The organism is Kushneria konosiri (assembly GCF_002155145.1).
In the GTDB taxonomy this organism is placed as follows: Bacteria; Pseudomonadota; Gammaproteobacteria; order Pseudomonadales; family Halomonadaceae; genus Kushneria; species Kushneria konosiri.
Window position 1 is genome coordinate 1410628 of record NZ_CP021323.1, and the last position, 12380, is coordinate 1423007.

The following is a 12380-nucleotide window of genomic DNA, read 5'->3' on the forward strand; positions in this document are numbered from 1 at the left end:
CGGCTTAGTAGTCGGCGTCGAGCCAGCGCCTGCCGATATTGTCCAGCAGCTTGAACGGATACTGTTGCTTGTCCTCCACCAGTAGATTGAAGCCGGAGCCGTGGTTGCCCTTCATGACGAAGCGTTGGGGCAACTGTGCATACATCTCCGGCGTCAGCCGCCGGGTGTGGCCGTAACACTCAATCAGATAGTGCTGACCGACAGTGGCGGCCACATAGTCACGAACGGCGTATTTATCGCTTAGCAGGGTATAGATCGGTTCAGGGTCGAAGCGCCGGCAGCAGATCTTTTCATTGAAGGTTTGCGGATGGCTCAGATTCGGAAATCTGCCGAATTCGCGCCGATAGACGAATGACACATACAGTCTGTCATCAAGACGGGAGGTCAGCGTTCTACGGGCCTTGCGTACCAGCGTTCTGGAAAACTCTCCCAGTGTCGATCGCCCTGAAGGGGGCGATGATGTGTCCCTCATGCCACATGATCTCCTGATGTCAGGAGGAGAGATGGCTCATCCTCGTGGTTATTGTTGGCGTCGTGAAGTGGCCTTTCACGACATCCGTTACTGTGAGGGAAAAACCATTTTTTCAGCTTAACAAGACTTGTCTTATGTAACGCCTGCACGCTCTGATGGGGGCTTGAATCGAAAGGCGAAAAAGATGCCCGACGGGTCACGCCGGGCAGCAACAGGACAATGGGATCATCCGTCGGCAGGCAGGCGTCAGGATCGTGCTGGTTCCTCGATGCCGGCATGAGCGGCCTTTCTTTTTCGACGCCATCGGCCCAGCAGCGGCGCACACAGGGTCAGAATCGTCAGGGCAAAAAACGCCAGTGCAATGGGACGGGTAAACATCAAAAGCCAGTTGCCGTCATACATGGCCACGCTCTGATCCAGACGCTGCTCCACCATGGCTCCCAGCACCAGACCAATGGCCAGCGAGACCACCGAGAAGCCGTAGCGCTGCATCAAAAAGCCGATCAGGCCGAAGGCCAGGGTGATATAGATATCAAACACCGACTGTCGAATGGCATAGGCGCCGAGTACCGAGAACATGAACACCAGCGGCCAGAGAATCGGTACCGGCATCTGCGTAATGCGAGCATAGATTCTGGCACCGCCGAGCCCGACGCCGATAAACAAAAGATTGCCCAGCAGCAGCGCGGCAAACAGTGCACTCAGGAGATTGGTCTGTTCGGTAAAAAGCGTTGGCCCCGGCTGGACCCCCTGGGCCAGAAGCCCTGCCAGAATGATGGCAGCCGTGGGGCTACCGGGAATGCCGAGTGCCAGGGTCGGTACCAGAGAGCCGCCGACCGCCGAGTTGTTGGCCGCCTCGGACGCCGCGACCCCTTCGATGGCCCCGTGGCCGAACTCTTCTTTGTTTTTGGAGGTGCGCCGCGCCTCGTTGTAGCTGATCATCGAGGCAATGGTGGCCCCTTCAGCCGGCAGCACGCCGATGAAGGTACCAATGCCGGTCGAGCGCAAAACGGTATTTCTGATGCGTCGGATATCGGCCCAGGAGGGCAGGCGGGTAGCACTCATGCCGATCACGTCGCGCTTGAGTCCCAGCTCGGTGGACTGACGCAGAAATTCCGCAATGCCGAACAGACCGATCATCACCGGCACGAAGCCAATGCCGTCGTAGAGCGCGTCGCTGTCAAACGTGTAGCGCTCGATGCCGGTGGCCAGATGCACCCCAACGGTGGCGATCAGTACGCCCATCGCGCCGGCGATCAGGTTTTTGGCCGCTGAGCCACCCCCGATGGTGGCCAGCATCGACAGGCCAAAGATGGTCAGGGCGAAATACTCCGGCGGGCCGAATTCATAGGCGATCCCTGCCAGCAGGGGAGCGGCAAAAAGTAAAAAGAGCACGCTGACCACGCCGCCAAAGCTTGAGGAGAGCGTGGCGATGCCGATCGCCCGACCCGCCTCGCCCCTGCGGGCCAGCGGATAGCCATCCAGGCAGGTGGTGGCCGAAGCCGAGGTGCCGGGAGTGTTGATCAAGATGGCCGTGATGCAGCCGGCAAAGGTCGATGAGCCATAGATGGTGGCCAGTACCACCACAGCCGAGATGGGGTCCATGGTCAGGGTAAAGGGCAGCACCAGCGCAGCACCGGTCGTGCCGCTGAGCCCCGGCAGTACACCGATCACGGTGCCCACCAGGGTGGTGACCACGATCAGGAGCAGCAGGTCAGGGTCGGCCAGGGCGCCGAAACCGGAAAGAATCAGATCCATGGCTCAGCTCCATTGATAGTAAAGGTTCATGAGCGGACTGCGCGGAAAGCGAACCTCGAACACCATGTCAAACAGCACGATCGCCGCCAGCGGCGCCAGTGCCATCATGATCAGTACCGGTACTCGACGTTCCCCCCACATCAGCGACGCACCCAGGGTCACCACGACCAGTGCGATCAGAAACAGATTGAGCACCAGCAGGGCCGCAAACAGGGCCATCAGCATGACGGTGAGGTAGTAGATACGGGGCAGTGGTGTCTGCGGCGATGGCGGGCTGCGCAGATCCTGCAAAAAGGCGATCCCGGCAAGTACCACGATCAGCCCGGCGACCAGCTGCGGGAAGGTGGCCGGCTGCATGCCGCGTGCCAGAATGGCCGGCACTTCATCAAAGCTGAAGGCACGTACCACGGCCATCAGGGCCACCAGCGCCACGATGCCCAGCGGCACGGCCGCGCGTAGGGTAAAGGTGCTTCGCATGAAGACCTCGACAAAAATGGGGTATCAGTGATGGGCAGGAGCCTTCATGGCTCCTGCCGGCCTGTCCTCCAGCGCCTGTTTCAGGGTTTGATATAGCCCAGCTCGATCAGGGCCTCATGCATCCGGGCCACCGAACTGTTCATCTGCTCCCCCCAGGCGTCGGCGCCGGCCACTGAGGTGTCCGGATCAAGCCCCATGGTGTTGGTCAGGAACTTGCCGAATTCCTCGCCCTGCATCCCTTTCAGCAGTGTCTGTCGCAGTGTTTCGACCACGTCGTCGGGGGTACCCTCGCGCACTGCGAAACCGCGTACGGTCGAGTAGTCGGCATCGATGCCCAGCTGCTCGGTGGTGGCCACGTCCGGCGCCTCGGCCAGCGGCTCATCGGACATGACCACCATTGGACAGATGGTGCCGGCCGCGATCTGTGAGGAGGCTTCGCCGTAGTTCATGACGGCCACATCGATGTTGCCGCCGACCAGATTGGTCTGCAGCTCGCCGCCGCCCTTGAAGGAGACGATATTGGGCTGGGCGATACCGGCAGCCTTGCCGAACATGAAGGCCGAAACGTCGTCGATGTTGGCCACATGCGTCACCCCGTAACGCAGCGCCTTGTCCTTCTGGGCGTCGATGAAGCTCTGGGCATTCTCATAGGCACCGCAGCTGGTCATCAGCACCTGAGGGTCGTTGGTGGCGCGCGCAATCGGAATCAATCCGGTGGCTTCGGTCTCGCCGTTCTTGGCCTGGCGTACGGCGTGGCCGGTGGTCCAGGTGAGCACTGTATAGCCATCTGCCGGGCGCTGTTCGAGATAGCGCAGCGAGGCGTCGCCGGCGCCGCCGGGCTTGTTGACGATGACCATGTCGGTATCGATCAGTGGCTCGACCGCGCGCATCATGGCCCGTGCTGTCAGGTCGGTGCCGCCGCCGGCACCGGAGTGAGTGACCACTTCAATGGTATCGCTGGGGAAGTCGGCCGCCTGGGCGGTACCAAACATTCCAAGGGCAACAAGGCCGGCAGTAAACGCAGAAGTTTTCATGATTGCCTCCGGTGGCAGGTATCGAACGGAGCAGGCATCGGCGCTCAGGCCGCGGCTCGCTCTCGGGCGGCCACGCTCATGCGCGCGGCAAGCAACAGGGCCTGACGTGATGCGCCGATATCGGCGATACCGCGTCCGGCAATGTCATAGGCGGTGCCGTGAGCCGGCGTGCAGACCGGGAACGGGAAGCCGCCCAGCATGGTCACGCCGCTGTCAAAGCCCATCAGTTTCATCGCGATCTGACCCTGGTCGTGGTACATGGTCAGCACCGCGTGGTAGCCCTCGCGCGGTGCGCGCAAAAAGACCGTATCGGCGGGAAAGGGGCCGACGGCCTGGATGCCTCGCTCGGCGGCCTGCTCGACGGCGGGTGCGATGATCTCTTCCTCCTCGCTGCCGAAGTTGCCGCCGTCACCGGCGTGTGGGTTAAGCCCCGCCACCGCGATGCGCGGTGATTCGATGCCGGACTGGCGCAGGCACTGATCGGTCAGGGCCAGCTCCTCGAGGATGGCGGCCGGGTTCAGTGACTCGGCCACCTTCGCCAGCGGGATATGCGAGGTGACCCGGGCATTCCAGATGTTGTCCAGAATGTTGAACTCCCGCGCCTTTCCCTTGAAGCCGATGGCGCGGGCCACAAAGCTGATCTCGTCATCGTAGCCGGGGTTGGCGTAGCGCATTGCCTGCTTGTTGAAGGGCGTAAAGCACACGGCCTCGACGCGCCCCTCGTGGGCCAGCTGCAGCGCCTCGTTGAAGTTGCGCGAGCAGAACTCGCCACCGGCCAGCACCGGTTTGCCCTGCTCGATCTCCTGCGGGTCGAGGTGACCCAGATCGATGAAGGCGACGCCCTCGCAGGTATCGCCGTCGAGTGCTTCAAGGGTGGTGGCGGTCAGCTCGGGGGTCAGGCCGGCGGTGCGGGCCCCCTGATCGAAGACCCGGCGATCGCCGATGATGACGAGTCTGACGGCGGCGTTAACCTGCGGGTCGCTGGCCAGACGCGCGGTCAGTTCCGGGCTGATGCCGGCGGGGTCGCCCATCGCCAGCGCAATCAGGGGGCGCTCATGGGAGGCAGTGACTGTCATGAAAAACCTCACTGTTGATTGAAAGGAGGGCTTGCTTGAAGATAAGCCTGCGCCCAAATGAATAATGTATACATTATACGTTGGTCGCTTTGTGGTGGTTTTGGCCCTGGCCATAAGCCCTGGATCGTTTTATACCCCGCCTTGAAGGGGGCTTCGCTTCCCAGGGCAACACGGATGCGTCTGGCCGTCATGGTCTGCCAGACTACAGGAAGGACGTCCGGGCCATATTGTCGGTCCCGGCCAATGAGGATACGAGATGACGACGCCACAGGGTTCGCGTGACACCGCCGGTGCCATTTCCCGGCATTCGTTGCACGATGCGATCACCAACCGCCTGCGCGACATGATCATCGAAGGTGAGCTTGCGCAGGGCGAAAGAATTTATGAAGGTCCGCTGTGCGAGACGCTGGGCGTGTCGCGCACGCCTCTGCGAGAAGCGCTGCGCTTTCTGGCCAGTGAAGGGCTGGTCGAGCTGGTGCCGCAGCGGGGCGCACGGGTACGTCAGTTTTCAGCGCGCGATATTGAAGACATGCTGATTCTGATTCGCTCGCTGGAAGAGCTGGCGGCCAGGCTTGCCTGCGAGCGAGCCACTGATGACGAGGTGGCCGGGGTGCGTCGATTGCACGATCAGATGATTGCCTTCTATCAGGCGGGCAATCGACTCGACTATTACAAGACCAATCAGCAGATTCACACGGCTATCGTTGCGCTTTCCCACAACGAGCCGCTGATGCAGGTGCATGCCTCCCTGCAGTCAAAGCTCAAGCGCATTCGCTTTATCGGCCACTCGGGCCCCGACAAGTGGGCCGCAGCGGTGGATGAGCATGAGCACATCATGACCGCGCTCGAGCAGCGCAACACCGAGGCTCTGGTGGCGGCGCTGGGTGAGCATCTGGGGTACGCCTGGCAACGGGTCAGGCACATGGTCTGACTTACACCGATGCGCTTTCAGACCGGCGGGGGAGATAGTGCACGTGCAGGCAGCCGTGATGCGGTGAGCGCTCGATCACGGTTTCCACGCCGTAGACGTCAAGAATACGCTCTGAAGTGAGGACTGACTCCGGCGTACCGGCCGATACCACGCGGCCTTCCTTCAGCAGCACCAGATGGTCACAGAACATGGCGGCGAGGTTGAGATCATGCAGCGCCATCACGCAGGTGGTGGGCAGGCGCTGGACCAGTGCGAGAATGTCCAGCTGATGCTGGATATCCAAGTGGTTGGTGGGCTCGTCCAGTAACAGCTCGCGCGGGCGCTGCGCCAGGGCGCGGGCGATATGGATGCGCTGTCGCTCGCCCCCCGAGAGCGTATGCCAGCTCTGATGACGCCTTGTGGTCATGCCCACCTGGGTGAGTGCCTGCTCCACGGCAGTGCTGTCCTCTTCGCGCCAGCCGCTGAGCATTGAACGCCAGGGCGTGCGTCCGAGTCGAACCACGTCCAGTACGGTGACATCGGCATCGGTGGTGGCATTTTGTTCGACCAGCGCCAGCCGTCTGGCCACGTCCCGCCGGCTCAGATGCTCGATCGGCGCGTCATCGAAGGTGATGACACCTTCGGTGGCACGTCGAAGGCCGCAAAGAAGACGCAGCAGGGAGGACTTGCCGGAGCCGTTGGGGCCGAGCAGGCCCACGGTGTCCCCCGGCGTGATTGAAAGGCTCACGTCATCGACGATCAAACGGCCGGCCGTGGACCAGCTCACCCCATTGGCCTTTATCGACATCTCATGGCTCTCCGGGCAGGTGGGTGGTATCGGGTAAGCAAGTCATCACTTCGCTCACAGCGGCGGTCTGGCGCGATAAAGGATCATGGCAAAGACCGGGGCGCCGACCAGGGCGGTGACCACCCCAATCGGCAGACTCTGATGGGGCAGGATCACCCGAGACACGATGTCGGCCAGCACCATGAAGATCGCCCCGATCAAAAGTGACGCCGGCAGCAGACGCACGTGGGCCGTGCCAACGATAAAGCGGGCCGCGTGGGGAATCACCAGACCGACAAAGCCGATGGCGCCCACCATGCTGACCATGGTGGCGGTCATCAGTGCCGTCACGGCAAACAGGATCAGCCGCACGGCGCCGATCGGAATGCCCAGGGTAGCGGCGGCGTCCTGACCAAAGGTAAAGGCGTCCAGCGCCCGTGCAAACAGCAGACAGATCACAAAGCCCGGCAGCACCACCGCCAGTGCCAGAGTGACCTCCGGCCAGCGCACGCCTCCCAGATTGCCCAGCAGCCAGAACATGATACCGCGGACCTGCTCGGCGCTCGCCGAGGTGCTGATGACCCAGGCCGTGAGCGCATTGAACAGCTGTGACCCGGCAACGCCGGCCAGAATAATGCGATTGGGACTTGTGGAGGCGCCGCGGGAGAGTGCCAGCACGACCGCAAAGGCGCCCAGTGCGCCCAGAAAGGCGCCCAGTGACAGCCCCACTGCGCCGCCGCCTGCGCCAAGCACCATGATGGCCACTGCGCCGGTCGAGGCGCCGGCCGAGATACCCAGCACATAGGGCTCGGCCAGCGGATTGCGCAGCAGCGCCTGCAGGATCGCACCACACAGTGCCAGCCCTGCGCCGCAGCAGGCCGCTACCAGCGCCCGACTCAGGCGGTACTCGCGAATGATGCTTTCATGGATACGGTCCAGTGGGTACTCACTCACCCCCAGCGCGTTACTCAGCGCCCTGAAAGTGGTGGCCAGCGGAATGTGGATCTCACCGATCGAGATCGCCAGTGCCATGGACAGCGTCAGTATCCCCAGCCCCATCACGATCAATCCAAGATGCAGACCCTGCCGGTGTCGGGTGCGGGCGGGCAGCAGGCTCATGGCGCCTCTTCTGGCGCAGATGCCCCGGTCAGCCCCAGCGTGCCAAGCCCCTCGGCCACAACCTCAAGCCCCGTCACGGTGCGCAGGGATGGGTTCATGGCCTGAGCGTCCAGCACGATAAAGCGGCGATGCCTGACGGCACTCATTTCGCGGGTGACCGGGTCGTTTTCGAGAAACGCGATCTTTTGAGCAATGTCATCGGCCGGAAAATTGCGCCGCGCCATCTCGCCCAGCACGATCACATCCGGGTCAAGCGCGGCGATGCGCTCCCAGCTTACCGCCGGCCACTCGTCACGGCTGTCGACGATATTGTGTGCCCCCAGTGTCTTCATGATATAGCCCGGCGCGCCCAGCGTTCCCGCCACCCAGGCGTCGCCCTTGAGTTCGGCGCTGGAAAACCACCACACCATGGAAAGATCCCGGGGTATGCCGGCGGCTTCAGACACGGCGTGTGCCTCTCTCTTGCGCAGCGTCTCGGTCAATGCACGGCCCCGCTCGGGGACGTCGAAAATATCGGCAAGCTCGTTTATTTCGCGATACACCAGAGCCATGTCAAACGCCTGCTTGCGGGCACCATCGGCGTTGCTGTTGCCGCCGTAGACCCGTCCGACGCAGTCGGTGGGGGAGAGATAGGTCGGCACGCCGAGCGAGGCGAATTGCTCGCGGCTGGCAATGCGTCCCTGGGGGCCGACATCGATTTCAAACTGCGCCGCGACCAGGTCGGGCTTCTGGCCCAGCACGCTTTCGAACCCGGGGATCGTGCTGGAAAGCCGCGGGACGCGCTCGTTGGCCGCTTTCAGCGACTCGGGCACGTCACTGATCCAGACGGCACTGGCGGCCATGTGATCGGCAAGCCCCAGCGAGAGCAGGGTCTCGGTGGTGTTCTGGCCGATGCTGACCGCTCGCTGTGGTGGGGCATCGATGGTGACCGGCGTGCCACAGTTGTCCAGCGTGATCGGGTAGTGTGTCCGGGTATCGGCCGCATGTGCCTGAAAAAGGGGCGTCATGGCCAGCAGAGCAAAAAGCGCAGGGCGCAGCAGGGCAGAAGGCATCAAGGGGTCCGGTCAGCAGGCAGTGGATCAAGCCGTGAACATACCCGACGAACCTCATCGACAAAAGCGAGCAGGATTCAGCCGGGCATGCAGTGTCATTCATGACGCGGGATCAGGCGCTGGCGCGCTCCTGACGCAGCGAGAGCATCAGCATCCACAGACATACCGCCGAGCAGGCCGCCATCGCCAGCACCACTGCCGTGACCGAAGCCGGCAGGCGCGAGGAGAGCGCACTGACCACGCCGGCTATCCCGAATTGAGAAGCCCCCAGCAGGGCCGCCGCGGTGCCGCTGTTGACGCCGAAGTATTCGATGAACGAGGCCTGAATGTTGGGGGCAATCGCGCCGACCATGCCGATACTCACCATCATGGCCGGCAGGAACAGATAAAGCCCGACATCGAACAGGCTCGACAGCAGCAGCACGACAATCGCGGTGGCCTGAAGACAGGTGGCGACGCGCAGGATACGCCTTGAGCCCAGACGCTCCAGCAGCGAGCGATTGGTCAGATTCGCCAGCAGCATGACAATCACGTTGGCCCCGAACAGCAGCCCGAAAGTGTGTTCATTGGCGCCAAAGTGGGTCTGATAGACAAAGGAGGCGTGGGTCACAAAGATCATCAGCACCGAAAATGACGCGGCCTGCCAGAACAGAAACGGCAGTGCCTGACGAGTGGCCAGCACCTGGGCGTAGCGCCTGACGATATTGACCTTCGGTCCCGGCGTCCCCTTTGGTGCCTTGCCGGCCTCCTTGAAGGCCACCATTTTCAACAGCGGAATGACCAACAGGGCGTAAAGCGCCAGAAACAGGAAGATGAATGACCAGCCCCCGAGCGCCAGCAGGGCCCCGCCCACGGTCGGTGCGATGCCCGGTGCGACCACCATGATCAGGCCGATCAGACTGAAAAGCCGCGCCGCCTCGACGCCTTGCACGCGGTCGCGCACCAGCGCCGGTACCGAAACCAGCGTCCAGCCGGCACCAAAGGCCTGCAGGGCGCGAAAGGCCAGCACGCTTTCAAGCTGTTCACTCTGCCAGATCAGAAGGCTGGCCACGCTATAGAGGATCAGCCCTGAAAACATGATCTTCTGGCGGCCGAGCTGATCGGACAGCGGCCCGCCTACGAGCTGGCCGATCGACATGGTGAAGATGTAAATCGACACGCTCAGGGAAACATCGCTGATGGACACGGCCAGCGACTCGGCCATGGCAGGAAAGGCGGGCAGATACGCATCAAGCGAGAAGGGGCCGATGGCGGCCGTCATCGCCAGCACGACAGCCAGCGAAAGATGAGAGGGGAGTCTGGAGGCCATGAAGCGTTGTCGCCTGGGTAATCGGTTGGGAAAGAACCCCGCCATTATGGCGAAGTGAGAATCACTATCAACCGTGCACCGGCCATAACGGCCGGTGCACGATGACAGTGCGGGGCGTTGGGCAGGGTCAGTCGGTCAGCGTGCTGCAGGCCTGGGCGATGCGCTCACATGCCTCGCCGAGGCGCTCGGTGGCGGCGGCAAAGGAAATGCGAAACCAGGGCGCCATGCCAAAGGCCGTGCCCGGCACCACGGCCACATGCGCCGTGTCGAGCAGAAAGCGGGCGACATCGACATCGCGCTCAAGCCTCTCGCCTGCCGGCGTTTTCCGATGGATCAGCCCCTGACAGCTGACAAACAGGTAGAACGCGCCTTCAGGCGCGCGACACGATAGCCCATCGATGCCATTGAGGGCCGTCATGCACAGGTCGCGACGCTGGCGAAAGATCTCGAGATGCTCCTCCAGAAAATCGCGGGGTCCGTTGAGCGCTTCTACCGCGGCGGCCTGGGAGATGGCGCTGGGATTGGTGGTCATCTGTCCCTGCAGCTTCGCCATGGCACGAATCAGATCCTTCGGGCCGCCGCCGAAGCCGATGCGCCAGCCGGTCATGGCATAGCCCTTGGAGACGCCGTTGACGGTCAGGGTGCGCTCAAAAAGCTCGGGCACCACTGCGGCAAGCGTGGTGAAGGCCCAGCCGTCGTAGGCCAGGTATTCATAGATGTCATCGCTGATCACGAACACCTGAGGATGACGCTTCAGAACGTCGCCCAGGGCGATGAGCTCCTCGCGATGATAGCCGGCGCCGGTCGGGTTGGCGGGCGAGTTGAGCATCAGGCACTTCGTTTTTGGGGTGATGGCGGCCTCGAGCTGCTCGGCGGTGAGCCTGAATCCCTGCGACACGTCACACTCGACGCAGACCGGCGTGCCACCGGCAAGGCGTACCATATCCGGATAGGAGACCCAGTAGGGGGCGGGGATGATCACTTCGTCTTCCGGGTCGATCAGGGCGAACAGGGCGTTGAAGATGACCTGCTTGCCGCCGGTGCCGACCGAGATCTGATCGGTTGAGTAGTGCAGACCGTTGTCGCGCTCGAACTTGGCCACGATCGCCTGCTTGAGCTCCAGGGTGCCATCGACATCGGTATAGCGGGTCTGGCCTTCATCGATGGCGCGCTTGCCGGCATGGGCGATGTGGGCCGGTGTATCAAAATCGGGCTCGCCCTGGGACAGCGAGATGATATCGAGCCCTTCCCGGCGCATCTCGGCGGCGCGGCGCGAGATTTCGACGGTGGCCGAGGGGGTTATCGTATCCATACGGCGGGCAAGCGTGGTCATGGTCAATCTTCCGGTCAGCAGGGGAGAGCCCTTCAGAGTAACGACTTTGACCATCAGCGGCCACGCGCACGCCGCGGGATGGTATCAGATCGGCGAAGGCTGGCGAATCAACTGGCGCAGCAGACGCATCATGGCGGCCACCCCCGGGGGCAGCTGCTGTCGGCGCAGGCTGACCAGCCCATAGGGCTGCACGCTCAGACGCGTGGACGACGAGATGATGCGAAAGCGCTGCGGGTCGCATAGAAGCTCTGCCACGCCCCGGGTGGCCACTGTCAGAAACGAGGAGGCATTGACCAGGGCCAGCGAGGTGGTCAGATCCGAGGTGTCGACGATCCAGTGGGGTGGCTCGAGCCCGCGATGACGCAGCAGGTCATCCACGCGCTGGCGCATCAGGGTGCCGGGCGGCTGTAGTGCCCAGGGATAGTCGACCATGGCCGACAGCGCCGGTACCGGCTGCTCGGCCAGCGGGTGGGATCGGCTGCAGATGAAACAGATCTCTTCCTCGCCGATCTCCTCGAACACGAAGTGCTCGCCGGAAAAGCCGGCCGGAATGCGAGAGATCACAAAATTGTAATGACCATCCATCAAACCCGAGATCAACGCGCGACTGACATCGACATTGACATTGATGCGAAGGTTGGGCCGTTCGCTGTGCATCTGCTCGATGGCGCGGGTCAGGAGCGCCACGGCCGGCTCCATGACCGTGCCAACCCGGACCAGCCCGGCATGGCCGGCATGGATGGCGTTGAACTCCTCACCGGCGCGTTCGAGCTCGTCGATGATGGTTCGGGCACGACGAATCATCAGCTCGCCGTAGAGGTTGGGGGTGAGCCCGCGGCCGTGACGTTCGAACAGCGTCGTGCCCAGTCGCTCCTCCAGCTCGATCAGAAGCCTCGAGGCCGCCGGCTGGCTGATACCCAGCATTTCGGCGCTGCGATGCAGGTTGCCCTGCTCGCCAAGGGCCACAAACAGCTGCAGATGACGCAACTTTAGTCGTGACCTGAAAAACCAGTCTTCCGGTAGCGTCCCCATGAGGCGTGGCTCGTTATCGAA

At 62.7% G+C, this 12380-nt stretch carries 12 protein-coding genes; 1 reads left to right on the forward strand and 11 read right to left on the reverse strand.

All coding sequences use genetic code 11. The features are described 5' to 3' along the window. Window positions 1–4: 4 nt before the first annotated feature. The 5 genes from B9G99_RS17300 to B9G99_RS06625 form a co-directional block, all read right to left on the reverse strand. The gene (locus tag B9G99_RS17300; protein WP_086621342.1) at window positions 5–472 is read right to left on the reverse strand and encodes an ATP-grasp domain-containing protein; all 468 of its coding nucleotides are present in this window, start codon (window positions 470–472) and stop codon (window positions 5–7) included. 246 nt (window positions 473–718) lie between these two features. Beyond that, window positions 719–2230, reverse strand: coding sequence for a tripartite tricarboxylate transporter permease (locus B9G99_RS06610; protein ID WP_086621343.1), 1512 nt, complete (start codon window positions 2228–2230; stop codon window positions 719–721). Between the two features lie 3 nt (window positions 2231–2233). After that, window positions 2234–2707 (reverse strand): tripartite tricarboxylate transporter TctB family protein, encoded by a 474-nt coding sequence (locus tag B9G99_RS06615; RefSeq protein ID WP_086621344.1) that lies wholly within the window; start codon window positions 2705–2707, stop codon window positions 2234–2236. A gap of 80 nt (window positions 2708–2787) precedes the next feature. Continuing rightward, complete coding sequence (locus B9G99_RS06620; RefSeq protein ID WP_086621345.1) at window positions 2788–3741, reverse strand: Bug family tripartite tricarboxylate transporter substrate binding protein; 954 nt, start codon at window positions 3739–3741, stop codon at window positions 2788–2790. A gap of 44 nt (window positions 3742–3785) precedes the next feature. Next, window positions 3786–4817, reverse strand: coding sequence for a 4-hydroxythreonine-4-phosphate dehydrogenase PdxA (locus B9G99_RS06625; protein ID WP_086621346.1), 1032 nt, complete (start codon window positions 4815–4817; stop codon window positions 3786–3788). Window positions 4818–5073: 256 nt separating this feature from the next. Between B9G99_RS06625 and B9G99_RS06630 the strand changes: the two genes are divergently transcribed. Further along, window positions 5074–5748, forward strand: coding sequence for a GntR family transcriptional regulator (locus B9G99_RS06630; RefSeq protein WP_086621347.1), 675 nt, complete (start codon window positions 5074–5076; stop codon window positions 5746–5748). 1 nt (window position 5749) lies between these two features. On the opposite strand, the gene B9G99_RS06635 is transcribed toward B9G99_RS06630, so the two are convergent. From B9G99_RS06635 to B9G99_RS06660, 6 genes are all read right to left on the reverse strand, one after another. Next, the gene (locus tag B9G99_RS06635; protein ID WP_086621348.1) at window positions 5750–6535 is read right to left on the reverse strand and encodes an ABC transporter ATP-binding protein; all 786 of its coding nucleotides are present in this window, start codon (window positions 6533–6535) and stop codon (window positions 5750–5752) included. Window positions 6536–6589: 54 nt separating this feature from the next. Then, complete coding sequence (locus B9G99_RS06640; RefSeq protein ID WP_086621349.1) at window positions 6590–7633, reverse strand: FecCD family ABC transporter permease; 1044 nt, start codon at window positions 7631–7633, stop codon at window positions 6590–6592. Beyond that, a complete protein-coding gene (locus tag B9G99_RS06645) occupies window positions 7630–8685 on the reverse strand; it encodes an ABC transporter substrate-binding protein (protein WP_086621350.1) in 1056 nt (351 codons plus the stop codon). Before B9G99_RS06645 ends, B9G99_RS06640 begins: the two co-directional genes overlap by 4 nt. A 112-nt stretch (window positions 8686–8797) precedes the next feature. Continuing rightward, entirely contained in the window at window positions 8798–9994 is a 1197-nt protein-coding gene (locus B9G99_RS06650) for a multidrug effflux MFS transporter (RefSeq protein ID WP_086621351.1), read from the reverse strand. Window positions 9995–10121: 127 nt separating this feature from the next. Then, a complete protein-coding gene (locus B9G99_RS06655; RefSeq protein ID WP_086621352.1) occupies window positions 10122–11327 on the reverse strand; it encodes a pyridoxal phosphate-dependent aminotransferase in 1206 nt (401 codons plus the stop codon). Between the two features lie 84 nt (window positions 11328–11411). Beyond that, window positions 11412–12359, reverse strand: a complete 948-nt coding sequence (locus B9G99_RS06660) for a LysR substrate-binding domain-containing protein (RefSeq protein WP_086621353.1) — start codon at window positions 12357–12359, stop codon at window positions 11412–11414. Window positions 12360–12380 lie beyond the last annotated feature (21 nt).

What these genes read in the sequence shown, in the direction of transcription:
- B9G99_RS17300 (WP_086621342.1), bottom strand. Translation starts at nt 472, where the DNA reads ATGAGGGACACATCATCGCCCCCTTCAGGGCGATCGACACTGGGAGAG.
- B9G99_RS06610 (WP_086621343.1), bottom strand. Translation starts at nt 2,230, where the DNA reads ATGGATCTGATTCTTTCCGGTTTCGGCGCCCTGGCCGACCCTGACCTG.
- B9G99_RS06615 (WP_086621344.1), bottom strand. Translation starts at nt 2,707, where the DNA reads ATGCGAAGCACCTTTACCCTACGCGCGGCCGTGCCGCTGGGCATCGTG.
- B9G99_RS06620 (WP_086621345.1), bottom strand. Translation starts at nt 3,741, where the DNA reads ATGAAAACTTCTGCGTTTACTGCCGGCCTTGTTGCCCTTGGAATGTTT.
- B9G99_RS06625 (WP_086621346.1), bottom strand. Translation starts at nt 4,817, where the DNA reads ATGACAGTCACTGCCTCCCATGAGCGCCCCCTGATTGCGCTGGCGATG.
- B9G99_RS06630 (WP_086621347.1), top strand. Translation starts at nt 5,074, where the DNA reads ATGACGACGCCACAGGGTTCGCGTGACACCGCCGGTGCCATTTCCCGG.
- B9G99_RS06635 (WP_086621348.1), bottom strand. Translation starts at nt 6,535, where the DNA reads ATGTCGATAAAGGCCAATGGGGTGAGCTGGTCCACGGCCGGCCGTTTG.
- B9G99_RS06640 (WP_086621349.1), bottom strand. Translation starts at nt 7,633, where the DNA reads ATGAGCCTGCTGCCCGCCCGCACCCGACACCGGCAGGGTCTGCATCTT.
- B9G99_RS06645 (WP_086621350.1), bottom strand. Translation starts at nt 8,685, where the DNA reads ATGCCTTCTGCCCTGCTGCGCCCTGCGCTTTTTGCTCTGCTGGCCATG.
- B9G99_RS06650 (WP_086621351.1), bottom strand. Translation starts at nt 9,994, where the DNA reads ATGGCCTCCAGACTCCCCTCTCATCTTTCGCTGGCTGTCGTGCTGGCG.
- B9G99_RS06655 (WP_086621352.1), bottom strand. Translation starts at nt 11,327, where the DNA reads ATGACCACGCTTGCCCGCCGTATGGATACGATAACCCCCTCGGCCACC.
- B9G99_RS06660 (WP_086621353.1), bottom strand. Translation starts at nt 12,359, where the DNA reads ATGGGGACGCTACCGGAAGACTGGTTTTTCAGGTCACGACTAAAGTTG.